The 21,968-nt window shown below is 59.2% G+C and carries 24 protein-coding genes; 15 read left to right on the top strand and 9 right to left on the bottom strand.

The features are described 5' to 3' along the window. Positions 1-17: 17 nt before the first annotated feature. Entirely contained in the window at positions 18-845 is an 828-nt protein-coding gene (locus ACI3KW_RS00600) for a glycerophosphodiester phosphodiesterase (protein ID WP_404846461.1), read from the bottom strand. Positions 846-1,084: 239 nt separating this feature from the next. On the opposite strand from ACI3KW_RS00600, the gene ACI3KW_RS00595 reads away from it, so the two are divergent. The 9 genes from ACI3KW_RS00595 to ACI3KW_RS00555 all read left to right on the top strand — a co-directional run bounded on the left by ACI3KW_RS00595 (position 1,085) and on the right by ACI3KW_RS00555 (position 10,528). Continuing rightward, positions 1,085-1,984, top strand: a complete 900-nt coding sequence (locus tag ACI3KW_RS00595; RefSeq protein ID WP_404846460.1) for a LysR family transcriptional regulator — start codon at positions 1,085-1,087, stop codon at positions 1,982-1,984. A 381-nt stretch (positions 1,985-2,365) separates the two neighbouring features. Continuing rightward, entirely contained in the window at positions 2,366-4,036 is a 1,671-nt protein-coding gene (locus tag ACI3KW_RS00590; RefSeq protein ID WP_404846459.1) for an ABC transporter substrate-binding protein, read from the top strand. Between the two features lie 61 nt (positions 4,037-4,097). Continuing rightward, the gene (locus ACI3KW_RS00585; protein WP_404846458.1) at positions 4,098-5,045 is read left to right on the top strand and encodes an ABC transporter ATP-binding protein; all 948 of its coding nucleotides are present in this window, start codon (positions 4,098-4,100) and stop codon (positions 5,043-5,045) included. Beyond that, a complete protein-coding gene (locus tag ACI3KW_RS00580; RefSeq protein ID WP_404846457.1) occupies positions 5,042-6,043 on the top strand; it encodes an oligopeptide/dipeptide ABC transporter ATP-binding protein in 1,002 nt (333 codons plus the stop codon). Before ACI3KW_RS00585 ends, ACI3KW_RS00580 begins: the two co-directional genes overlap by 4 nt. After that, complete coding sequence (locus ACI3KW_RS00575) at positions 6,040-6,972, top strand: ABC transporter permease (RefSeq protein ID WP_404846456.1); 933 nt, start codon at positions 6,040-6,042, stop codon at positions 6,970-6,972. The genes ACI3KW_RS00580 and ACI3KW_RS00575 overlap by 4 nt, the downstream gene beginning before the upstream one ends. Further along, a complete protein-coding gene (locus ACI3KW_RS00570; RefSeq protein ID WP_404846455.1) occupies positions 6,959-7,831 on the top strand; it encodes an ABC transporter permease in 873 nt (290 codons plus the stop codon). Before ACI3KW_RS00575 ends, ACI3KW_RS00570 begins: the two co-directional genes overlap by 14 nt. 16 nt (positions 7,832-7,847) lie before the next feature. Then, the gene (locus tag ACI3KW_RS00565) at positions 7,848-8,651 is read left to right on the top strand and encodes a glycerophosphodiester phosphodiesterase (protein WP_404846454.1); all 804 of its coding nucleotides are present in this window, start codon (positions 7,848-7,850) and stop codon (positions 8,649-8,651) included. Further along, positions 8,644-9,486 carry an inositol monophosphatase family protein gene (locus ACI3KW_RS00560; protein WP_404846776.1) on the top strand — a complete coding sequence of 281 codons (843 nt, stop codon included), beginning with the start codon at positions 8,644-8,646 and terminating at the stop codon, positions 9,484-9,486. The genes ACI3KW_RS00565 and ACI3KW_RS00560 overlap by 8 nt, the downstream gene beginning before the upstream one ends. Before the next feature lie 34 nt (positions 9,487-9,520). Further along, positions 9,521-10,528 (top strand): aldose 1-epimerase family protein, encoded by a 1,008-nt coding sequence (locus ACI3KW_RS00555; protein ID WP_404846453.1) that lies wholly within the window; start codon positions 9,521-9,523, stop codon positions 10,526-10,528. A gap of 611 nt (positions 10,529-11,139) precedes the next feature. Here ACI3KW_RS00555 and ACI3KW_RS00550 read toward each other — a convergent pair. The 4 genes from ACI3KW_RS00550 to ACI3KW_RS00535 are packed head-to-tail and all read right to left on the bottom strand — an operon-like array spanning position 11,140 to position 14,669. Next, a complete protein-coding gene (locus ACI3KW_RS00550) occupies positions 11,140-12,366 on the bottom strand; it encodes a hypothetical protein (protein ID WP_404846452.1) in 1,227 nt (408 codons plus the stop codon). A 57-nt stretch (positions 12,367-12,423) separates the two neighbouring features. Beyond that, positions 12,424-12,855, bottom strand: coding sequence for a GtrA family protein (locus tag ACI3KW_RS00545; protein WP_404846451.1), 432 nt, complete (start codon positions 12,853-12,855; stop codon positions 12,424-12,426). After that, a complete protein-coding gene (locus tag ACI3KW_RS00540) occupies positions 12,855-14,324 on the bottom strand; it encodes a UbiA family prenyltransferase (protein ID WP_404846450.1) in 1,470 nt (489 codons plus the stop codon). The genes ACI3KW_RS00545 and ACI3KW_RS00540 overlap by 1 nt, the downstream gene beginning before the upstream one ends. Before the next feature lie 57 nt (positions 14,325-14,381). Then, complete coding sequence (locus ACI3KW_RS00535) at positions 14,382-14,669, bottom strand: hypothetical protein (protein ID WP_404846449.1); 288 nt, start codon at positions 14,667-14,669, stop codon at positions 14,382-14,384. A gap of 136 nt (positions 14,670-14,805) precedes the next feature. Here ACI3KW_RS00535 and ACI3KW_RS00530 point away from each other — a divergent pair, with 136 nt between their 5' ends. The 5 genes from ACI3KW_RS00530 (at position 14,806) to ACI3KW_RS00510 (ending at position 17,650) form a co-directional block, all read left to right on the top strand. Continuing rightward, positions 14,806-15,042: a type II toxin-antitoxin system prevent-host-death family antitoxin gene (locus tag ACI3KW_RS00530; protein ID WP_404846448.1), complete on the top strand. Its 237-nt coding sequence runs from the start codon at positions 14,806-14,808 to the stop codon at positions 15,040-15,042. 4 nt (positions 15,043-15,046) lie between these two features. Continuing rightward, positions 15,047-15,424, top strand: a complete 378-nt coding sequence (locus tag ACI3KW_RS00525) for a hypothetical protein (RefSeq protein WP_404846447.1) — start codon at positions 15,047-15,049, stop codon at positions 15,422-15,424. A gap of 269 nt (positions 15,425-15,693) precedes the next feature. Next, a complete protein-coding gene (locus ACI3KW_RS00520; protein WP_404846446.1) occupies positions 15,694-16,608 on the top strand; it encodes a nucleotidyltransferase and HEPN domain-containing protein in 915 nt (304 codons plus the stop codon). 314 nt (positions 16,609-16,922) lie between these two features. Then, complete coding sequence (locus ACI3KW_RS00515; RefSeq protein ID WP_404846445.1) at positions 16,923-17,222, top strand: hypothetical protein; 300 nt, start codon at positions 16,923-16,925, stop codon at positions 17,220-17,222. After that, a complete protein-coding gene (locus ACI3KW_RS00510) occupies positions 17,219-17,650 on the top strand; it encodes a PIN domain-containing protein (protein ID WP_404846444.1) in 432 nt (143 codons plus the stop codon). The genes ACI3KW_RS00515 and ACI3KW_RS00510 overlap by 4 nt, the downstream gene beginning before the upstream one ends. Before the next feature lie 300 nt (positions 17,651-17,950). Here ACI3KW_RS00510 and ACI3KW_RS00505 read toward each other — a convergent pair whose 3' ends face one another. Together ACI3KW_RS00505 and ACI3KW_RS00500 are read right to left on the bottom strand one after the other, a co-directional pair. Further along, a complete protein-coding gene (locus tag ACI3KW_RS00505) occupies positions 17,951-18,616 on the bottom strand; it encodes an SMI1/KNR4 family protein (RefSeq protein ID WP_404846443.1) in 666 nt (221 codons plus the stop codon). A 175-nt stretch (positions 18,617-18,791) separates the two neighbouring features. Beyond that, positions 18,792-19,664, bottom strand: a complete 873-nt coding sequence (locus ACI3KW_RS00500; protein ID WP_404846442.1) for an alpha/beta fold hydrolase — start codon at positions 19,662-19,664, stop codon at positions 18,792-18,794. A 120-nt stretch (positions 19,665-19,784) separates the two neighbouring features. On the opposite strand from ACI3KW_RS00500, the gene ACI3KW_RS00495 reads away from it, so the two are divergent. Next, a complete protein-coding gene (locus ACI3KW_RS00495) occupies positions 19,785-20,255 on the top strand; it encodes a MarR family winged helix-turn-helix transcriptional regulator (RefSeq protein WP_404846441.1) in 471 nt (156 codons plus the stop codon). 414 nt (positions 20,256-20,669) lie between these two features. Here the strand turns inward: ACI3KW_RS00495 and ACI3KW_RS00490 are convergent, their stop codons facing one another. Then, positions 20,670-21,548 carry an HNH endonuclease gene (locus ACI3KW_RS00490; RefSeq protein WP_404846440.1) on the bottom strand — a complete coding sequence of 293 codons (879 nt, stop codon included), beginning with the start codon at positions 21,546-21,548 and terminating at the stop codon, positions 20,670-20,672. Further along, a complete protein-coding gene (locus ACI3KW_RS00485; RefSeq protein WP_404846439.1) occupies positions 21,545-21,967 on the bottom strand; it encodes a very short patch repair endonuclease in 423 nt (140 codons plus the stop codon). Before ACI3KW_RS00485 ends, ACI3KW_RS00490 begins: the two co-directional genes overlap by 4 nt. Position 21,968: the final 1 nt, after the last annotated feature.

The raw sequence follows: 21,968 nt of genomic DNA, 5'->3' as shown, positions 1-21,968 counted from the left end.
CGGCGCGGCGAACCCGCTCATTCGCTCGGGTCGAGCCGGGCCACGGCGAGGCCGCTGCTGGCGACGAAGTCGACGGCCCAGCCGACATCGTCGCAGACCAGCATGTCGATCAGCCCGGCGCGCAGATAGGCGTCGAGCTTCTCGAAATAGTCGACACCGTAGTCGCGCCGCAGCGCGAAGAATTCAGGCCGTGGCACGAAATGGCTCACGCCGATACCGGCGCCGTGAAGGCCCTCGGCTAGGTCGGGGGCAAATTGCGGGTAGTCGGTATTCATGACGTCCATGGTCGCCGAGCGAGCGCTGGCGGCCGGGTCGACGAGACGATGGTAGTTGATGCCCATGGTGCGGATGGCGGGTGCGACACGCTTGATGTCGCGCAGCACCACATAGTCGAATGAGCTGATAAGCACCCGCTCCAACATGCCTGCGGACCTGAGCAGGTCGACCACCTGCTCAAGATAGGCCGTGCCCTCGAATTTGTCCTTGATCTCGACGATCAGCCCAAGCCCGATGTCGCGGCAGTAGGAGAGCACATCTTCGAAGAGTTCGATCGGCTGGCCTTCGATCGGCAGGCCGTTGCGTGCCTTGGTGCGAAACTGCGCGATTTGCACATAGTCCAGCCGCGAGATCAGGCCGGTGCCGGTCGAGGCATCATCGAGGATATCGTCGTGGAACACCACGAGCCGTCCGTCGCGGGTCAAACGCAGGTCGATTTCGCACAGCGAGGCGCCGAGCTCGGCGGCGCGCCGGAAGGCGGGACGTGTGTTTTCATGGCCGTCCATGACATGACCGCGATGCCCGCAGACGAGAATGCGCCGGGAGCGCGAGGGTAGAAGATCAAACATGGGAACTCCGGTCCGAGACGGGCAATTGTCGGTGATTGAGATTGCGTGCCATAGCTATTACTCCCTATTGCAGAACACCGTCGGCGACGCGGCAGGTGCAATATCAACGCATCGCCGCTGGAGGCTCGAAACGCCCGGAAAGCGTGGGGTCAAGAGTGGACGCTGTCTCCCTGCGTGGCCATTTTTAGGCTGCCCGACGGGGAGGAGACCAATGCTTAGTGCACGGAGTTCTATGCCCCATGGCTATAAACGTCACGCATCTAAGATCATTCTATCACGTCGCGCGCCTCGGCAGTTTCACGCAGGCAGCCAAGGCGCTTGGCGTTTCCCAGCCCACGCTGACACGGCAATTGCTGACTTTCGAGAATGATTTTGATGTCAAATTGCTACGCCGCAGCACCCGCAAGCTGGAGCTGACTGAGGAAGGCCGGCGGCTGTTTGAAATCTGCGAGCCAATCTTTGCCGGCCTTGAAGAAGCCGAGGGCTATCTCAGGACTGAACATGAAAAGCTGGTGCGGGTGGATTCGGTCTACACGTCGCGCATGACAGACTTTCTTGCCTTCGGTCATCGCAACTTCAAGAGCTGCCGCTTCGACGTGCGTATGCGGCGCAGCAACGAAGTTTACCGCTCGTTGCTCGATGGCGATTGCGACATCGGCATGCTGACCCTGCCGCAGGACAGCACCGAGTTCGACCACTTCACAGTTGGCACCTATCCGCTGATTGCCCTTGTCGGAAATGGTCACCCTTGGCGGAGCAGAAAAACGGTCTCGGTCTTCGAGCTTGTGGGGCAACCGGTAGTCGCGACATCGCATCTCAGCCAATCGCGACACGCCCTTGATCGGGCGCTTCAATCACGCGACCTCAACATAGACATCGTGCAGGTGCTCGATTCCAACGAGGTTATCCTCGACGTGATCCGTAACTCCGCGAGCGTCGGCATCATGGGCTATACCGGGCTGATCGAGCGCGGCGTCGACCACTATGTCACGTTCGACGAACCCGACATGTCTGTCGACCTCCACTTCGCATGTTCCCATACCGGCAATAGCCGAAGCGTCACCCGTGCGATCTTCAATCTTTGGAAACGCGAGTTGCGCGCAGGCACGCAGCCGCTTCTGCCAAGTGCGGTGCGTTGAAGGTCGTTGAGGCAAACCACTGAACGGACGGCAAAAACCAGCGACCGTACCATGTGCTTTCGATGCTCCGAACAGCGTCCCCGCCCTGCCACAACCTTGGCGCCTCGAAGCAATTGAGCAATCTAGCGACGTGTCAAAATGGTCTCAGATGCATGACACTTATAGCCGATAGGCATAGAACTCCGTGCACTAAGCATTGGCCTCTACCTGATCCGCCGGCCTAAAAATGGCTGCATAGGGAGACAGTTTCCAGCGTCGACGTCCACGTTTCCGGGCGTTTTGGTATTTCCCTCAGCGATCTGTTTTGCGCTGCCCCGCCGCATGGCGGACAGCGTCGATAACAGGGAATAATAGCTATGACACGCAATCTCGACCGCCGGATTGATCGTCCAGGGAGAGGGAAACCGGGACGACGCCACTGGATGGCTCGATGTCTTCGCGGCCATCCGACAGCATCTAGACAGAGCAGGGAGGATTCAAATGCTTAGAACTGATCGTAGAAATTTTTTGATCGGTGTGAGTGCCGCGGCGTTGCTGGCATCGACATCAGGCGTCAATCTCGCGTTTGCGCAGGAGCGGCGTGAACTACGGTTGGGGGTCAACGGGCTGCCCAACTCGCTGGAGCCAGTGAATGCCATCAGCAATACTGGCGTTCGCATTGTTACCCAGATTTTTGACACGCTTATCGCACGTGACTGGTTTCACGACGGTGCCCCTGGCAACGGCAGCGAGTTGGTGCCGGCTCTGGCCGAGAGCTGGGAGCGCATCGACGACAAGTCGGTCCGCTTCAAGCTGCGTCAGAACGTCTTGTTCCACAACGGGGTGGAGATGACGGCGGACGACGTGGCCTACACATTCTCATCGGATCGGCTGTGGGGTGACGAGGCGATCAAGACGATCCCCAATGGCCGCAACTTCTCGCCCAACTGGGACCAGCCGGTGGTGGAAGATAAGTATACCGTGGTCCTGCGTACCAAAACGCCGTCTTACCTGATCGAAAAGATCGTGGCGTCATGGGTCGGCCGTATCGTTCCCAAGGAATATTACCAGGGTCTTGGGGCGGTCGAGTTCGGCAACAAGCCCATCGGCACCGGCCCTTACAAGTTTGTCGAATTCATTGCCGGAGACCGCGTGGTTCTTGACGCCAATGACAGCTATTGGGGTGAAAAACCGTCGGCGTCGAAAATCACCTACCAGGTGGTGGCAGAACCGGCGACCCGCGTCGCGGGGCTGATCAGCGGCGAATACGATATCGTTACGACGCTGACCCCGGACGACATGGCGCTCGTCAATAGCTACCCTGATCTCGAAACACGCGGCACGCTGATCGAGAATTTCCACATGTTCACCTTCAACATGAACCAGCCAGTCTTCAAGTCGAAGACGCTACGGCGCGCCATGGCCCTCGCCGTCAACCGCCCGTTGATCGTCGAGGCGCTGTGGAAGAACTTGGCGGTGATCCCCAATGGCCTCAACTTCCCGCATTTCGGCGCGACCTATGATCCGGATCGCCGTCCTCTGGAGTATGACGTCGCGGAGGCCAAGCGGCTGGTGGCAGAAAGCGGCTACGACGGCACGGCGATTACCTACCGCACTATGGGCAACTACTACGCCAATGCTATCCCGGCATTGCTGATGATGATCGAGATGTGGAAGGAGATCGGCGTCAATGTCGTGCCGGAGATTTATGCTCCCGGCACGACGGCCAAGGACGAAGATATCTGGATCAGGAACTGGTCCAACGGCCTCTCTCTGACCGATGCCCTGAACACCATCGTCTCCGAGTTCGGACCGGGCCGCGGCGTTCAAACGCGCTGGGGTTGGGAGGCGCCGGCCGAGTTCAACGAACTGGCGATGAAGGTGCAGGAGCTGCCGGACGGTCCGGAGCGTTTCGACGCTTTCAACCGCATGCGCGACATCTTCGAGGAAGAGGCGCCAGCCGTCATCCTCTACCAGCCGTTCGACGTTTATGGTGCACGCAAGGACGTGAACTGGAAGCCGGTAAGCTTCGAAACGATGGAATTGCGGGCGCACAATCTCAGCTTCAACTGAGAGGCGTTGGACGAGTTGGCGGCGCGCATCCTGGTGCGCGCCGCCCGGGGAGGAACATTCATTGTCAAATCTACTGACGGTTCGAGACCTGGTCGTTCAGGTGCCGGCGCGAGCAACCAAAATCATTGATGGCATCAGCTTCTCGCTTGATGCCGGCCAGACGCTCGGGCTGGTCGGCGAGTCTGGTTGTGGCAAGAGCATGACTTGCTACGCCATCGCCAGGGCGTTGCCGCGTGGCATAGCACAAACGGGCGGTTCCATAGTGCTGGCCAAAGATACTGACGGCACCGGCAAGCCGGACGACCCGACGATCGCCATGATCTTTCAGGATCCCACAAGCAGCCTCAATCCAGTTCATACGATTGGGTATTATCTGGAATCGAGCCTCTATCGGCATCAGGGCCTTAAGGGCGCCGACGCGCGCATGGAGGCGATGCGGCTGCTGGAACGCGTGGGCATCGATCAGGCCAAGAGCCGGCTGCGCTCATATCCCCACCAGTTCTCGGGCGGCATGAATCAGCGCGTGATGATCGCGCACGCTCTGGCTGCCAAACCAAAATTACTCATCGCCGATGAACCCACAACGGCATTGGACGTCACGACGCAAGCCCAGATCCTCTACCTGCTGGAGGAACTGCGAGCGGAAACCGGCATGGCCCTTTTGATCGTGTCGCATGACCTGGGCGTGATCGCCCGGTTGGCAGACCGGGCCGCCGTCATGTATTGCGGCAAGATCGTCGAGACGGCTCCCGTTGGTGAGCTGCTGGAGCGGGCTGCCCATCCATATGCCCGTGCTTTGATCGACTGCATGCCCACTATTGATCCCGACGACCTTGCGCCGCCAATTCCCATTCCCGGATCGGTTCCGCTGCTCGAGAACCTTCCAGCGGGCTGCTATTTCCATCCGCGCTGCCCTCGCGCGACCGAACGGTGCACCGTCAGTTTCCCCGATCCGACGAATGTCGGGCCTTACCATGAGGCCTCCTGCTACCACCCGGTGGCCGCATGAGCCCCCCTCTCCTCCAAGCTAGCAATCTGACCAAGACCTTCCGGTTGCGATCCGGGCTGTTTGCAAGAAAAGCCAGCCATATAGCGGTCAACGCTATCGACCTGGAGCTCGCGCCCCAAGAACGCATCGGCGTGGTAGGCGAGTCCGGCAGCGGAAAGTCGACGCTGGGCCGTCTCCTGCTCGGCCTGACCCCGCCAACGCTAGGTGAAGTCAGGTTCGAAGGCGTGGAACACAGGGACCGGCGGCCGCAAGACTGGTCCAGATTTCGCATGCAGACGTCCCTGGTGCAGCAAAATCCACTCTCGGCCCTCAACCCGCAAATGACTATTGGGGAGCAGGTGGCGGAGGCCGTGTGGGTGCATCGGGTGGCCGATCGCAACGGTGCCCGCGAACGAGCGGCCGCCATGCTCGAAAGGGTTGGCCTGTCGAGTGCGATGATGAGCCGTTTCCCCCATCAGATGTCTGGCGGCCAGCGACAGCGCGTAGTCATCGCGCGTGCTTTGATCCTGCAACCCAAGCTGGTTGTGTTCGACGAGGCCGTTTCGGCTCTCGACGTATCGGTGCAGGCGCAGGTGGTTTCGATCCTGAGGTCGCTCTGGCAGGAGTTGGACCTGGCCTATGTCTTTATCACGCATGACCTGCGCATCGTCCGGCACCTAGTTGACCGCATCGCTGTCATGTATCTCGGCCGTGTTGTCGAGACAGGGGACATCCGGTCCGTCTATGCGTGGCCACGTCATCCCTACACCAGAGCCCTTCTGGCCTCGGTGCCGACGATGGACCCGTTGGTTCGAAACGTGGCACCGCCCCTCCAGGGTGAATTGGACATCAGCAAGCTATCGCAGGGATGCGCGTTTCGGTCACGATGCCCATTCGCCATCGAGCGATGCACGACCGAGGTCCCGGCGCTTCGTCTGGTTGAACACCAGGATGTGGCCTGTCATCGAGCCGAGGAATTCCCACGGCCGGTCGCGGCCCGGATGGAGGTCGCGCAGTGATTTCCTTCATCCTCGCACGCCTGTTTCGAGCCCTGGTTGTCCTCTTCCTCACCGTGACATTCGTCTTCATCGTGCTTCGGGTGAGCGGCGATCCGGCCGAACAGATGCTGGGCGATCTCGCTTCGCCCGAAGCGCTGGAGGCATTCCGCAGCAATTGGGGCCTCAACCGATCGATCCCCGAGCAGTTCTTCATCTATGTGACCAACGCGCTGCGTGGCGATTTCGGTGTGTCATCCGCCGATGGTAGGCAGGTGTTCGCGGTCATTGCCGAACGTGTTCCCAAGACGCTGTTGGTGACCGTCTCGGCCTTCGTCCTGATTATGCTTTTCGGGATTCCGGCCGGAATCCTCGCAGCGGTGCGTCGTGAGAGTCCCGCCGACAAAGCCGTCATGGCGGGTGCGGTGATCGGATACAGCGTTCCCAACTTCCTGCTCGGCGTTGCCCTGATCTTCGTATTTGCCGTCTGGTTGCGTGTGCTGCCCAGCTCGGGCAGTTCCACCTGGCAACATGCGATCCTGCCGACAGTTACCTTTGCCATGGCAGGCGCGGCAGCAATTTCCCGTTTTACCCGCTCCACAATGATCGACGTGCTTGGCCAGCCCTATATCGTCGCGGCCCGTGCAGATGGCGTGCCCGAATGGGAGGTCATCCTTCGTCACGCCCTTCCAAATGCCGCGATCCCCATGGTGACCATGCTGGGCTTTAGCGCCGGAGGGTTGTTGGGAGGCGCGGTGCTCGTCGAGACCGTGTTTGCGTGGCCCGGTCTGGGCAGCGGCTTCGTTCGCGCCGTCAATACCGGCGATCTCAACGTCGTGCAGGCGATGATTATCACCTTCACCACGTTCATGGTCACGATCAACCTGACCGTCGACATTCTATACGCCGTCCTCAATCCGAAAATCAGGTTGCAGAACAATGACGCAAGCTAGGACGCTGCCGAGGTGGCAATTCCGAACGTTCGCCTCCCGCCTGCCGGCCAGTATATGGCTGTGCACCATCTGGGTGGCAGTGGTCGTGGTCATAGGCGCAACGGCACAATGGATTTCGCCTTACGACTATCTGCAGCAGGCCCCGCTTTCGCGCTTCGCGCCGCCCGGCGCGCCGCCCGGCGCGCTGCCTGGACATCTGCTGGGCACCGATTATCTTGGCCGCGATTTGCTCAGCAACATACTGGTCGCAACCCAGACGTCATTGATGATCGCGCTTGCTGGCTCGGCGATCTGCGCACTCATTGGTACAAGCCTCGGCTTCCTTGCCGCCCATTTTGGCGGCTGGATCGACAATCTCATCATGGGCTTTGCCGACGCCATGGCGTCAGTGCCCTTCATCATCTTTGCGCTGGGCGTACTGGCCTTTTTCGGTTCGAGTCCTCTGCTTTTTGTCTTCCTCGTTGGCGTGGCCTCCTGGGAACGCTATGCGCGCCTGACCCGTGGCCTGGTACTGAGTGCCAACCAGGACGGCTATGCAGAGGCGGCTCGCATCGTGGGCGTTCCATCCCTGCGCATCTACCTGCGCCACATTCTTCCCAATATTGCCGGCCCTCTCATTGTCCAGCTCACGGTGAACTTTCCCGAGATCATTTTGCTCGAGAGTGGATTGAGCTTTCTGGGCCTGGGTATTCAGCCGCCCGCGACGAGCCTTGGCCTCATGGTCGCCGACGGCAGGAATTATGTTGCAATCGCCTGGTGGCTCACCGCCCTGCCCGGCCTGATCATAGTACTCACCACTTTGTCCATAAGCCTGCTCGGCGACTATTTGCGTGATCGTTTTGACGCACGCCTACGCTAGAAAAATAGGAGAAACAATGAACCCGCTGCTCATGACGCCGGAGACGATAAGGATCGCCGGGCATCGCGGCCATAGCGCCGGTGCGCCGGAGAACACCATCGCCGCGTTCCGGAAAGCTCGCGAGTTTGGCGGCCATGGCATCACCTGCGAGACCGACCTTGCGCTGACCAGCGATGGCGAGTTCGTCTTGATTCACGACGAGACCGTGGACCGCACTACCAATGGTCATGGTCTTGTCCGCAACATGAGCTATGCCGATCTCGCCAAGCTCGATGCAGGCCGATGGTTTGGTGAAGCCTTCGCGGGGGAACGCGTCCCGCGCCTCACGGACGCCCTACAACTGGCGCGCGAAGTGGGGATCATCTACCAGCTCGAGCTCAAGATATATGACCGGGACGATGTCATCCTCCCCAAGCTAAGGGCGCTGATCGACGATTTGGGCTGCGCCGACCTATTGCAGTTCTCTTCCTTCGATTTCGTTCAACTGAGGGCGCTCAAGAAGGCTATCCCTGAGGTTCCCACGGTCGGTTTGTCGCATTCCCGCCTGATCGATCCTGCCGCCATTGCCCGGGAAGCAAATGTGGATGCGATCAATCTCGAAATCCAGCACTTCCCAAGCGGCGAAGCGCATCAGCTCCACGATGCCGGCTTCGCGGTCTTCTTGCATGTTCCGCGCCCGGAGCGGCTTGAGAAGCTCAAATCATACGGCGTGGATGTGGAGGCTCAGGCCGTCCGTTGGGTACGGGAGGGTCAATTGGATCAGATCATCAGTGACGACGTCGCGCAGATGGCCAGGATCAGGAATGAAGCTCGTGGCTGATTTTAACGGATCGACATTGCCTGAACGCGCCACGGAGTCCGTTATCGAGGAAATCGCACGTAGGGCAGGAGAAATTGCTCTGCGGCACTTTCGGTCATTGGCCAGCATACCGGTTGAGAAGAAAGGCCATCTTGATCTCGTCACCAAGGCCGACAGAGAGGTCGAGGAATTCCTGATCGCCAGCCTACTTCAGGTGTTTCCAAACGACGGTGTCTATGGCGAAGAAGGCGGCAACATCGCGGGCACTTCCGGGCGGATATGGGTGATCGACCCGATTGATGGGACGTTCAATTTCGTGCGTGGCGGGCAGAACTGGGCGATTTCGATCGGCCTCTATGAGAATCGACGTCCGACATTCGGCGTGATCTACGTTCCCGTCCGCGACCTCTTGTTGGCCGGAGGCGGGTCTGTCGAAACCCGGCTGAACGGCAAGCCGATGCGATCTTTGCCAGTGCTAAATCTATCACAGGCCTCTATGGGGATCGGTCTACATCCTTCGGTCGCCACGCAGGATCGTCTCGAAGTATTGCGCTATATTTCCGACGAACTGCGCATCGCGTTCCGCTGTTGCGGGTCTTCCACCCTCTCCCTCATCGAGGTGGCCATGGGTGAGACCGATGGCTACGTGGCGCTCGGCGATTCGACCTGGGATGTGATGGCTGGGCTGCCCATCCTCAGCAATCTGGGTGTGTCTCACACGATCGATTGGGATCGCACCGATCTCGGCGCAAAGCTGCGCTTCGCCTGTGGAAGCGAGGCGTTTCTGGCAAAGGTGCGCCCTCTACTGGAGAGCGTCGGTGGCGAGCCCATGTCAGGCGCACTCGGCCATGGCTAGAGGCGCGCCCTCAGACGTTTGCCCGGCTCGTGACATGTCGCCTGTGGAGTTGCGCCGGCACACGGTGGACGGCAGGGGCGTCGCCGACATTCGGTTGTTGCAGGTCGAGGATGGTCCAGGACGAGGTCAACGGCTGCTTGTCGTTCGAAACGCGGCAGGCATCGGCTTCGAGGTCGCGGTGGACCGGGGCTTTGACATTTGCAGCATGACTTGGCGCGGCATAAATATCGGCTGGAACAGCGCAAACGGGATGCCGTGGCCGCCCAACTCACTCGATGCCGAAGAGGGCGTTGGTTTCTACAGGAACTTCGATGGCTTCCTTGTCACCTGTGGCCTGGACCATATCGGTGGCGCCCGCCGTAGTGACGCGGACCGCTATATCCACAAACATCGGAAGGAGGTTTTCCATCCCCTGCATGGCAGGATTTCTAGCCAGCGGGCCACGCTTTCGGGCTACGGCATCGACTGGACGACAGACGCCCCGATCATATGGGCCGAGGGCGTTGTCAGGCAGAGTTCGGTGTTCGGAGAGAACCTTATGCTGCGCCGTCGCATCGTGGTGGATGTTTTCGGCCAGGCGATCCGCATAGACGACGCCGTCGAAAATCGAGGATTCCGCCCCACGCCGCATGCGATCCTCTACCACATAAACTTCGGCTATCCGTTTCTTGATCAGGCGACCCGAATCTCAGGCGACTTGACCCACGATATCGTCTCGGCATTCAACAGCGAGGACAAGCGCCCACGGGATGACTTCGTCGACTATTACCAGGAGACGCCCGTCATTTCCGATCTACCGACGGCTTCGGTCGAGCTGCACAATAGCGCTCTGCTCGGAGGACTATGCGTCCAGCTGTCGTTTCCTCGTAAAGCACTGCCGACTTTCGGAATCTGGAGAGCTTTTCAGTCCGGTGTCTACGCATTCGCGCTGGAGCCGGCCCGCCGATTTATTCGGGATGGGGCAGGTAACTCAATCACTCTGGGAGCCGGAGAAACCGCCGCCTACCAGATCGAGATAGCGCTGCGCTCCACCAGTGAATAGGAATGCCCGCTAGTTGTCATGTCCGGATCGAAGGGCCCGCCACCGCAATGCAGCCGCATCGGCGCCAACTGTAAAGTTGGGTCCTCAACGAGAATCTTAGTGACCAATAATCCATATGAATTCTGGCCGGTTGTCCGCCTCAGCAAACAAAGGATTCAACAGCGCCCTTTGCGGGCCGGCCTACAGCAGCTTTCAGGGTTGCAGACAGCCACCTCGAACGGCAAAAATGAGATGGCTGTTCCAAGCCGCATATTTATGCGAATCCAGTTGCGACTTCCCATTGGCGGCATAGCGCGGATTGTATCACTGGACCTCCTGACGCTAAGCTCCCGAGCAGTGAAGGCGGGCTTTTGAACGGCGCCCCCGCCGGAACTGAACCTATGTTAACGCGCAGACTCGACTATCGAGACGCTGACCGCCACCAAGCTCGGTAGCGGGTATGCGGCTAACATCGACGCCAATTTTGTCGGAGAGCGTCTTCCCCCCCCGGGGACTAGCTAATGGCGCAGCTGATTCAATCCACTCCCAAGACAGGGTCAAAACAGATTGCCTATACGGTTTCTGGCGACGCCCTTGGCCGCTGAGAGCGGCCGCATGCACGCGGCGTCAAGTTAGCCAGCTATGATGCCGCCGATGGCCAGCATGGCGAGGGTCACCCCCATTGAATAGGCCAGCAGAAGCGCGAATGGCGGTGTCCATTCCGCCTTGAGGGCGCGGCCGAGGAAGATCAGCAGGATGGGCAACCAGTCCAGCGCATAACGCTGGGCGCTGTACTGCGAAAAACCATTAGAATGATACAGCAGCGTCAAACCCATGACGAGCCCGCAGGTGCCCAGGCCGAACCAGAAGGCGCGATCCCATTTACCCAGGAAGGCCAACAGAATGACCGGCGTCACCAGAAAGAGCGAGGCACCATTGGCATCAAATCCCGCCATTTCGGTCATGTAGCGGCCGGCAAAGTCCACGTGCGGACCGGCAACAAACATATAGACGGCATTGAACAGGAAGTAATCCGGCGAGAATATTCCAAGCTCGCGCACCCGCAGACGCAGGAAGAAGCCGCCGCTATCGGCGACATCCCATTCGACCGGAAAGATGTAGGAATAGCCCGTTTCGAGCGGCGAGCCGAAGCGGGCATAATTGTACACGAAGTAGATGAGGATCGCGATTACCGGGAAGGCCGCAAGCGAGAGGGCGCGCTTGATGGCCGCACGATCGATGCTGTACCAGGCCGTGTTTGCCTCCAGCAGCAACACATAGAGCAGCGGCAGGTAAAGGATGGTCATCTGCCGGCAAAGAAAGGCCATACCGATGAAAAGACCGGCCAAAAGGGCATTGCGGCGCACCAGCGCGCTATAGAGGGCAGCGCTGGAAAACAGGAAGCCCCAACTCTGCGCAAAGAACCAGACGCCGTCGCCGCGCAGCACCACAAAGGCGAGCGGCGTGGCAAAAAGGGTCAGCAAAACGAGCAGCGTGGCCTGATCGCGCCCAGCGGCTTCGCGACGGAATATCTGCCACCATAGCCAGCCGCTGCCGGCAAAGGTGAGCGCGCTCAATACGACGAAGAAGCGGAAGTCGCTGCCAAACAAGGCAACGAAGGGCAGAGCTATGACGCCGGGCAGCGGTGGGAAGATGATGTAAGTCAGCCCATTGAAAAGGGCGCAATCGGTATCAAAACAATGGTCCGTATCGAACCGGCCATTGAGCCAGCCCTCGGCAAGCACGGCGTAAGAATTGGTGCCGGGCACTTCACGCAGAATGGCCAGGGCAAGAACTGCGAGAAAGGCCAGCACCAGGCCGCCCAGAATGGTTGTTATGGCAATGCGCTTTACGGTCACGGCTTTAAAGTCCTGCGGGCGGGATGGCATGCGTGTCAAATGGCCGGCCGAACCGGTCTATCCCGCCGGGCGGGACGCCAGGCGGAAAGTCAATTGCTTGTGGCCGATGAAATTGATTACCGCGCCAACGCCGATGGCGGCGCCATGGGCAAGCCCTTCCCGCACGACATTTGGCCAGGGTGCGGCGGCCGGCATCTGCAGGAAAAGCGTGGTCAGGCCGAGCACAACCACCGCGCCGACAAGATTGACCCCGATGAATGTCATGGTCTGCTCCATCAGCGGGCGGGTGGAGCCCGGGAAGACATATTTGCGATAGAGCGTAAAGCCCGCGCCCATGCCGATCATGTAGGCCAGAATAACGGCTGCTCCCATCGGCATGGCCGCCGACAGCGGGAAACGCACAATCCAGTTGATCGTGGCCGCCGTGCCGCCAAGCAGCAGAAAACGGAAGACCTGATTGCTGGCGAGGCGTTGCAGTAGCGCGGGCATCAGAACAGCCATCCGGCGAGGAAGGCCGCGCCCATCAACCCGCCCAGCGTGATGCTGATCTTGTCGCGGATGGCGAAGGCCACCGGATCGTCGTTAAGCTCTTCGCGATGGCAGAGCAGCCAGATGCGCGACACCCACATGAACAGCGCCGCAGGGAAGACCCAGAGATAGACCGGGCTATTGTAGAAGCCAGCGCCGTAAACGTCGTTCATGATGTAGAGCACCATGATGGTGATGGCCGCCATGGCCGTCGCCACGCCCATCGCCACTACCATGCTGGCATCGGTGCCGAGATAGCCGCGGCCATTGACCACGAGCCGCCCCTTGGCAACACTTTTCTGGATTTCGGTCTGTCGCTTGGCAAAGGAAAGCGAGGTGAAGAGGAACATTGAAAACACCAGCAGCCAGGGCGAGGGCACCGCGCCCACGGCGGCAATGCCGATCCCCAGGCGCATGGTGAACAGGGCTGCCAGGGTAAAGGCGTCAACGATAGGCTGGCGCTTGATGTAGAATGAATAGAGTAGCGTGATGGCCATATAGGCGACGAGCAGACCCAGTGTGCCCGGACCGATTAGTGCTGCCAGTGCGAGGCCGCCAGCGATGAGACCGGCCGAAGCGGGAACGCCGTGCTTGATGCGCAGGGCGCCGGAGGCCAGCGGCCGATTACGCTTGGTCCAGTGCAGGCGATCATCGGTGAGGTCAAACAGATCGTTGAGCAGGTAAGTGCCCGAGGCCATCAGCGAGATGGAGACGAAAGCGCAAAAAGCGGACAACACGGCGACAGGGTCGGTGGCCATGCCCGACAAGATCAAGGGCACGAAGACCAAGCCATTCTTGGCCCATTGATGCACGCGCAGCGCTTTGAGCCAGCCGCGCAGGCCCAGTCTGGGGCGGAAGAATTCGGCTTCGACCGGCTTGCCCAGCGCACGCGCCTTGGTGGCGGTATCGGCCGATGCGCCGGAGAGGACGATCGATCGTGCCTTGTCCCACACCTCAAGGTCGGCGCGCCCGTCCCCGGCATAGGCGAAACCATCCGGGAAGCGTTCCACCAGCGCAGCGGCCTTGGTAGCGCCCTTGAGGTTGCGCTCGCCGTTGCTGCCTATGGTGAAATCGACGAAATCGAAGCGGCGAGCAAGGCGCAGCGCCAGCAATTCGTCGGCGGCGGTGGCCAGCCCAACCGAACGCCCCTTGTCATGTTCGGCACGGGCGAAGGCTACAAGTTCCTCATTGACCGGCAAGCTGTCCACATCGACGGGCACCTGCTCGCTCAGCTTGCGCTTCAGCGTGGCTTTGCCCTGCAAGGTCCACAGGACAAGATTGAACACACGCAGCGGATTGGCGCGGAAATAAGCCACCGCCGTCTCGTGCAGCAGATCGGTGAGGATCAGTGTGTCGTCAACATCGAGCACGAGAGGAAGAGCAACACCAACACTCTGCAGTCCAGTGGCGGATAGATTGGCAGCGGTCATGCCCAGCACCCAAGTTACGTGTGCCGCCATAGCTACCAGCCACGCGCCAAGGCGCAATTAATGAGTTAAAATATTATGAATACCTAAAATTTTACTTTGTCGCGGCTTCACAGCGATCACATCGCCGACCGTGTCATCAGAATTTCCAAGCGATTTCGGTAAGGTGAGGGAATTCATTGCCACAAGCCTTTCGACCACCACCAACCCGGACCCGACCGAGACGCTGTAAACCGCTTTCTGCGCTGAACGAGCCATTCCCGAGCGCGTATTATGCGGGCCAAGGACACGCGGCGCGTTCCCTCTCCGTAGCATACGGTTCCACTTCTTACGCTGATCGGTCGGCAACGACCCAATCCACGCAATTCTGTTCATCCATGATCTGGCCACCATATATCCGTGCCCTAGGGCTTAAGATTATCGCTCTTGCCAAATTACGTAATTTAGCTATTTTACGCCAAATACGGAAGAAAGGCTGGACCCGATGAAATTCTACACCCTGACAGATCTCAATCGCGCCTCTGGCGAAATTCTCGACACCGCCCTTGTCGAGCCTGTCACTCTCACCAAGCACGGCAAGGGCCGGCTGGTGGTGATGAACGCCGACCACTACCGCAAATTGACTGAACGCCGTGGGATTCAAGCATTTACCCTGCAGGATGCCCCTCCGGCCGTTATGGACGAGCTAATGACCGGTCTTGCCCAGTTACCGCAGAGCTAGGCCGGTGTTCAATGCCTGTGACGTTGTGCAGTTCAACTATCTTTGGGCGCGCCAAGCCGATGATGGGGAGGAATCTGGCAGGTATGCACGCCCGGTCTGCGTCGTCGTGAAGTCTACCGCCGCCTATCTCTTGTTTCCGATAACGACCGTGCCGCCGGCAGCGGATCAGCCCGCCGTGCTCATCCCACACTTGGAGCGCCGGCGTGCAGGCCTCGACCTGCCGTGCTGGCTCATCCCGACGGAGTTCAATCGCGTCCCGCTTGACGCTGCGTTCGATTTCGCCAGCACCGAGGCAATGGGGGCATTCAGTCCCGCGTTCATGCAGCAGATCGCGCAAGCCATACGTGCTTGTGCGCCGAGCCGGAAGATCGACCGCGCGTAATAGGGCATCGAAAGCCGATCGGCGTGCGTTTTGCTCGGCAGGAACAGCGCGGAGTTACACCATTGTCCATCAATCGCTGCGGGGTATGAATTCTGGTCAGTTCATTGACGCCACGATATCCGCAAAATCGCTATGTCACCGAAGTCGAACGTCGCAAGGCAACTCTCACGCCGTTCTCCTCAGCCGACCCAGTGGAGTTGTGCGTCGACTCCTGGTTGGGCATAGTTCACAAGCCGAACTGTTCGCGAGCCTGAAAGGGGCATCCTTGAATGAAGATCAGCCTCGATCACCTTCCCGAAAGCAAGCAGCGCAACATCGCGCGGATCGTCGAAATCATCCACGAGGAGTTCGATGACGCGCTTAAGGAAGCTAAGTCAGAGGCCAAGCGCCGCGGTCGCATCCTGAAAATCATCCTGTTTGGATCGTACGCCAAGGGCACCTGGGTCGATGAGCCCCACACGATGAAGGGCTATCGCTCTGACTTCGATGTACTGGTGATCGTCAATGAGAGCCGTTTCGCGGGGTTTGAGTATTGGGATAGGGCCACGGACCGACTGAACCGCGACGCCGCCATCGGGGTGCCGGTGGGTCTAATTGTTCACTCGGGTCGTGAGGTGAACAATGCCCTGCGTAATGCGCAGTACTTCTTCTCGGACATCCGCAAAGAAGGTGTCCTCCTCTACGAGATGGATGATCGAGAACTAGCTGAGCCGGGGATTCTTTCACCGCAGCAGGCTTTGGATATTGGTCGAGAGCAGTACGCCCAGCGCCTTCCCTCGGCGACCAATTTTTTGGACACATCTCGGTATGAGATGTCGAAGGGCATGCTCAATCATGCTGCTTTCCAACTCCACCAATCGATCGAACAAGCCTATTCCACGGTGCTATTGGTGCTGACGAATTACAGTCCTCCCTCACATAACCTGAAATTCTTGCGCATGCTCGCCGAGGATCGTGACCGTCGCCTCATTGACGCGTGGCCACGTGACCAGCACCGCTACCATGCCTGGTTCAACGTTCTCAATGAAGCCTACGTCAAGGCCCGCTATTCCAAGCACTACGACATCAGCGAAGATGCGCTGAAATGGCTCATGGATCGGACCGAGCACCTGCACGCGCTTGTCCAGACGGTTTGTGAAGAGCGCTTGGCAAGCTTAGAACGGGTTGCGATAGCCGAGCGCTAGTCGCGTGATCCTAGACGCTGACTTAGCCGTGGCTCCATAGGGGAGCGCACGAGATGGGGGCAAACCAGTGGTAAATGCCATTCCAGACCGCATATTATGCGAATCCAAAATCAGCCCGCGGCAGTTCGCTTAGCGGCATGTCTGGACGTCGAGAAATACCATCATTGCGAGGCGATCCCGATACATCCACCGAGACACATATCCCGAGGTTGAAGGCGATGCCATTGGTTCGCTGGCGAACTCCTCGCCAACCGCGCAATCTTGCTAAGGGCCCTCTATCTGGCTATATTACTGGAAATACTCTGGAGGTCATCATGGGAAACTCGCAGAAGCGCGCCATCCAAAATTATCGATCTCGCCTTGGCGAGCGCGGCTTGGCGCGCTTTGAAGTGCTCGGTCGGGACGCCGACCGCGACCTCATCCGATCGCTAGCCCGGCGCCTGTCGGAGGACACGCCCGCGGCTTCAGAGCTTCGCGCGACCGTAAGTAAGTCAATCGCTGGCGAGCCCACCAAGCCTGGCGGAATCCTCGCGGCATTGCGTCGTTCGCCGCTAGTAGGCATCGATCTTAACCTTTCCCGACCCCGCGAAGAAGGACGCAAGGTCGACCTGTGACGCGCTACCTCCTGGATACCAATATCATCAGCAATGTCGTCAAACCACAGCCATCGGAATCGCTGCTGGCATGGATGTCGACACAGCGAGACGAGGATTTGTTCATCGCTTCGCTGACCGTTGCGGAAATCTGCCGCGGAATTTTAGAGATGCCGCTCGGTAAAAAGCGCGACGCGCTCGACACGTGGTTCTCTGGGTCGGAGGGGCCGCAGGCATTGTTCGTGGACCGCATCCTATCGTTTGACGATAATGCCGGGCTGATTTGGGCGCGGCTGATGGCAGAAGGCAAAGCGGTCGGTCGGCCGCGCAGCGGGCTCGACATGATTGTCGCGGCTGTTGCTGCTGCGAACCAGTGCGTGGTGGTGACTGACAACGAAAAGGACTTTGCCGGACTTCCGATTGTTAATCCCATACGCGGAGCGGTCTGATGCAACTGCGGGTCAAGGAATGCTCGGGAGGGCGGCTGCTTCCAACAATGCAATCAGCCGGCCTAACCACCGATATGGGAGCAAATCCGCTATCGGCCGATGGCAGCTTTTGGGAGGCTGCGAAGCAGTAGCGCAAGGCCTTAGATGGGGTGGAAACCGGTCAGGCAGCTCTTGGTCGGTTGAAGAAGAAAGCTGACGTTCGCGCTCAATGTCCGCGCCGGCTTGGAAACGTCGCCGACAATGCCACAGGGAAAGCCATTTCAGTGTCCTCCGCCGATCCCTGGTCGTGCGTGCAGCGCGTCAATAGCTTAGTTCTCTGACGAGCGGCGCCAGACCCGGGAGATGCCAATGGTCATAGCCAAGCCTGTCTGAATTGTCGAAAAGATTGTCCATAAAAGCTCTGAAGGATGGCGCTTGGAGCCATACCTCATCATTGCCGTCCGTCCCCCATTTGTTGGTGGACCTCAGCCAGTTGAATATTTGCCCGTAGGTGTCGCCGCTTACCGACAGGAGTACTTCCAGCCCGCCCGGATTACTGCCAATATCCAGCATGCCGGGGGGACAGCCTTCCCCGAACTCCTCGCCACTCCATATCTTCTCGACATACTCCCAATCGTAAAGGGGATCGAGAAATGTTTCCGGCTCCGTCGAAGGATAGCGCTCGAGCGGCACCGCGTAGTTGAACATGTTGGGATAAACGCGCCCGCCATTGAATTTGAGCATGAAGCTCTTGTAGTCAGAAGGGAGCTGAAGCCCAGTGCGCCGTTCCCAGGCCTCGATGGGCTGGCGCGCGTCGGCCACGTCGTCCCAGCTCTTGCCTTCTTGTCCGCGCTCGACGCTCGGCCAAGTCATAAGCAGAGGGCGAATCATCTTGTCAGGCATCGTGCCTCTTCCTCGATGGCGCAGCAAAACGGCAAAAGTATCCCCGAGGCTTGCAGCATCCGCAAGGTCCGCTTTCGGCGTCATGGTCTCGGGCCTTAGATGTCAGAGACGGGGTCGAGAGCCGACTGCGATGGGTGGATAGCGGTCGCCACCTATCGGATTGGCGGCCGCCGCTCGTCACTAGCCAAGGGTCGGGCCTGTCCACGATTGCGCTGCGCCGGCTACCGAGTGAAGGTCCGGCTGGGGCCTGACCTTTGGTTTAGCTTGCGTGATCGATCTCGCCGATAAACCCCAGCACTGCCGATGCGAGGGCAACAGGGGCTTCCATGGCAATATAGTGCCCGGTGTTCGGGATTGTACGCGTCTTTAGCTTGCCTGCCGATGCGGGCGCAAAGGACTGGCTTGTGAAATTCGAGCCGTTCTGGTCGATAGCCAGCACCGGCATTGTCAGCGGCTGTGCGGCGACAAGTGCCTTATACTCCTCCGTCTCACGCATGTTGCCGTTGTAGATTGCCTGCGCGCCGTTCCAGCCACCATCTCGGGCGTAGCCACGGATGAATTCGCCGATGTCATCTGCCCCGATAGTTGTGGAGGTTGTCGAAGGTGGGGTGAAGATAAACTCGGTCAGCAATTCCGTCTCACGCCCCTTGAAGAAGCGTTCGGCTGCACCGTGCTTTGCCAAAGTACCGTAGTACCAGGCGATCATCGGGTTGATCAGTATTTCCAGCCCAAAGCCCGGCAAACTGGTCTCCACGGCAATGAAACTGAGCAAATCTTGCGGGCGGGTGGCTGCGAGCCGGAAGGCCAGCGGACCAGAGAAGTCCTGAGCCGCCAAGTGAACCGGGCCAAGACCGAGATACCCGATCAGGGCATGCAGGTCTTCGGCCATGGTTGCGCTGCTGTCACCGGTTTGGGCAACGTCGGAATCGCCGAAGCCACGTAGATCAACGGCCAAGACGCGATGGGACTGCGCCAGGAACGGTATGATCTTGTGGAAGGTCCACCAGGTTTCCGGCCAGCCATGGACCAGCAGGATTGGAGAACCGGTCGTGCCGGCAGATACATAATGGAGATTGGTGCCGTTCAGGGCCACGCGATGGTGGGTGACTTCAGGGATGATAGCGTAGGTCATTTCCATGCTTCTTTATGGACAACTTGGTTGTCTTTAAAGACATAGTCATCCAGGTTGTCTATGTCAACGAAAATAGACACCCTGATTGTCTTTTTGTGTTCCATGCAGTAGCGAGGTTGTATGAGCAGAAAAGGCGCAGATCTCGCATTGCTTCTTCTTGGCGGCTTCCGGCAATTGGCCGATAGCGCCGGGGTGGAACTGTTGCGGCGCGGTTATCCAGAGCTGCGGCCTAGCCAGGAGTTCGCCATGCGGGCGATTTCGGGCGGGGTCAACAACGCATCGGAATTGGGACGCCGATTGTCGATCTCCAAGCAGGCGGCGGCGAAGGTTGTCGCCCTGCTGGAAGAGCGGGGCTATGTGGCGCGAATGGATGATACGGCGGATTCTCGGCGAAAGCTTCTGACTGTTACGCCCCTGGGGCATGAGGTCATGCGGCAGGGCGAGACGATCTTTGAGGAGTTGCGCGCTGCCTGGGCCCAGAAGATTGGTGAACCGGCCCTGGATCGACTGGAGCAGGACCTGCTGGTTCTCGTCGGGGACGCCGCTGTTGATCTCGATGCGCCAAGTCTGGCAGGGCTGGAAGAAGACTAGCGTCTCGGCCGCTTTCGGGAAATCTGATTGACTGCACCAACGTCCATTTTGGGGTCGGCAACTGCCATTCCAGACCGCATATTATGCGAATCCGGCGACCATTTCTCGCGCCCCTTTTGGCCACTGCGGATGCGGGGCGGTACTAAAAGCACCGCACGGTCGCATCAGCGCTTTGTCACCGGGATGGGGTGGAAGGGACGGTCGGCTTTTCGGCGAGCATTGCGCCAAAGCTGACTTCACCCATACCGTCGGCCGGAAGTGGCGTTCAAACGAACGCCTGACTAATGCCCCTGTGCAACTGTTAATTTGCGCGACCGGAGCAGTGGTGCATCTTAATTTATGCGCCACCGTTGCGGGATGCCTCCTGACCGGATGCAGGCCCGACCCTGAGGCGCCCGCCATGACGAGGACCCGCTATCTCGCCGCAAGTTCGTGGAACGCCGCTCTATGAATCGTGAGGAACCGTTCTTGCGGCCAATCCTGTTCTCGTAGCGGCAGGTGTATCCTGGCGCGTGCCGGCTCTATCAAGTGCGAGAGCTCGGGAGGGATGCCCTGCACGGCGATTAACAGGCTGAAATCGGCATCGATCGAAATGAGATGCTTGTCGAAGAGCCAATGGACGGTCGAGGTCAGGGCCAAGCCATTTTGTACCAGATCGGGACCACCGCCAGCCACGGAATGGATGTGGGCGGCCTGAGCTTCCGACCGACCGAAGCGGTCGACGATGCGCAGGCCGGTGATGGCGCACCGAAAATCGTACGCCCGGCGAACCTGGCGTCGAAAATTGGCATCTCTCACCTTTCTCGTGACCAGTAGCCGCTCAATTCGCCGTTCGCTGATAGGAGTTTGTTCGGCGAAGTCCTCGGCCTCGATGCTGTCCTTAAAGGACTCCGCTAGGCCGACCGCTAGTATCGCCTCGAAGTCTTCTTCTTCCAGGAGGCGAACAGACCGTCCGCGGAGGGAAAGCCCAAGTTGCGCAAGGGGCCGGTGGTCCCTCAAGGCGCCTTCAAAGTAGCGGCCTCCGACCACCCATGGCACCGGCGCGTCGAATGGAAGAAAGTCAGATATTAGCGCGTAGTTGTGTCCGGGAATTTTGATGTCGGGTTCTATGCCCACAACCATTCCCACACCCAGATAGGCCATGCTGCCGCCGTCCGCCCGCGGCCGCCGAAATACTACCCAATCCCCAACAGTCTTTTCCACCAGCTCGAGGTATTTTGGCGGGAAGTGGTATCTATGGGCGAGCTCGTCCCCGTAACCGGAGTCAGGTTTGGTATCGAACACTGCCTTCACTGGTTACCGTCCTTGGCTTTGATCGCTGCAGCAACGTGTTCATAGAGGGTTTTGGGATCTCTTGTCTCGCATTCCCAAATCACTTCGACCCTCCAACCAAGGCGCTGCAGTTCGGCCATATTCGCCTTATCTCGGGCGACGTTGCGGTCAAACTTATCCTGCCAGAATTCAATTTTCGATTTTGGCATTCCTGCCTTCTTGCAACCTTCATGCCGGTGCCAGAAGCACCCATGGACGAAGACGACAAGCCGCAACCTAGGGAATACAATGTCAGGGCGACCGGGAAGATCGGAACGGTGTAGCCGAAAGCGATAACCCAGGGCATGGGCAGCCTTTCGGACCTTGATCTCCGGTAGGGTGTCCTTTGGTTTTACCTGGCTCATCAGCCAGGATCGACGTTCGGCCGTCAGCCGATCCATA

Source organism: Devosia sp. ZW T5_3 (assembly GCF_044987315.1).
Taxonomy (GTDB): Bacteria; Pseudomonadota; Alphaproteobacteria; order Rhizobiales; family Devosiaceae; genus Devosia.
Note: the sequence above shows the minus strand (reverse complement) of the source record. Positions and strands in the feature narration are given on the sequence as shown.

Excerpts from the sequence above, each read along its gene's own strand:
- ACI3KW_RS00600 (WP_404846461.1), bottom strand. The coding sequence starts at position 845 with ATGTTTGATCTTCTACCCTCGCGCTCCCGGCGCATTCTCGTCTGCGGG.
- ACI3KW_RS00595 (WP_404846460.1), top strand. The coding sequence starts at position 1,085 with ATGGCTATAAACGTCACGCATCTAAGATCATTCTATCACGTCGCGCGC.
- ACI3KW_RS00580 (WP_404846457.1), top strand. The coding sequence starts at position 5,042 with ATGAGCCCCCCTCTCCTCCAAGCTAGCAATCTGACCAAGACCTTCCGG.
- ACI3KW_RS00570 (WP_404846455.1), top strand. The coding sequence starts at position 6,959 with ATGACGCAAGCTAGGACGCTGCCGAGGTGGCAATTCCGAACGTTCGCC.
- ACI3KW_RS00565 (WP_404846454.1), top strand. The coding sequence starts at position 7,848 with ATGAACCCGCTGCTCATGACGCCGGAGACGATAAGGATCGCCGGGCAT.
- ACI3KW_RS00555 (WP_404846453.1), top strand. The coding sequence starts at position 9,521 with ATGTCGCCTGTGGAGTTGCGCCGGCACACGGTGGACGGCAGGGGCGTC.
- ACI3KW_RS00545 (WP_404846451.1), bottom strand. The coding sequence starts at position 12,855 with ATGCCCGCGCTACTGCAACGCCTCGCCAGCAATCAGGTCTTCCGTTTT.
- ACI3KW_RS00540 (WP_404846450.1), bottom strand. The coding sequence starts at position 14,324 with ATGACCGCTGCCAATCTATCCGCCACTGGACTGCAGAGTGTTGGTGTT.
- ACI3KW_RS00530 (WP_404846448.1), top strand. The coding sequence starts at position 14,806 with ATGAAATTCTACACCCTGACAGATCTCAATCGCGCCTCTGGCGAAATT.
- ACI3KW_RS00520 (WP_404846446.1), top strand. The coding sequence starts at position 15,694 with ATGAAGATCAGCCTCGATCACCTTCCCGAAAGCAAGCAGCGCAACATC.
- ACI3KW_RS00515 (WP_404846445.1), top strand. The coding sequence starts at position 16,923 with ATGGGAAACTCGCAGAAGCGCGCCATCCAAAATTATCGATCTCGCCTT.
- ACI3KW_RS00505 (WP_404846443.1), bottom strand. The coding sequence starts at position 18,616 with ATGACGCCGAAAGCGGACCTTGCGGATGCTGCAAGCCTCGGGGATACT.
- ACI3KW_RS00500 (WP_404846442.1), bottom strand. The coding sequence starts at position 19,664 with ATGACCTACGCTATCATCCCTGAAGTCACCCACCATCGCGTGGCCCTG.
- ACI3KW_RS00495 (WP_404846441.1), top strand. The coding sequence starts at position 19,785 with ATGAGCAGAAAAGGCGCAGATCTCGCATTGCTTCTTCTTGGCGGCTTC.
- ACI3KW_RS00485 (WP_404846439.1), bottom strand. The coding sequence starts at position 21,967 with ATGGATCGGCTGACGGCCGAACGTCGATCCTGGCTGATGAGCCAGGTA.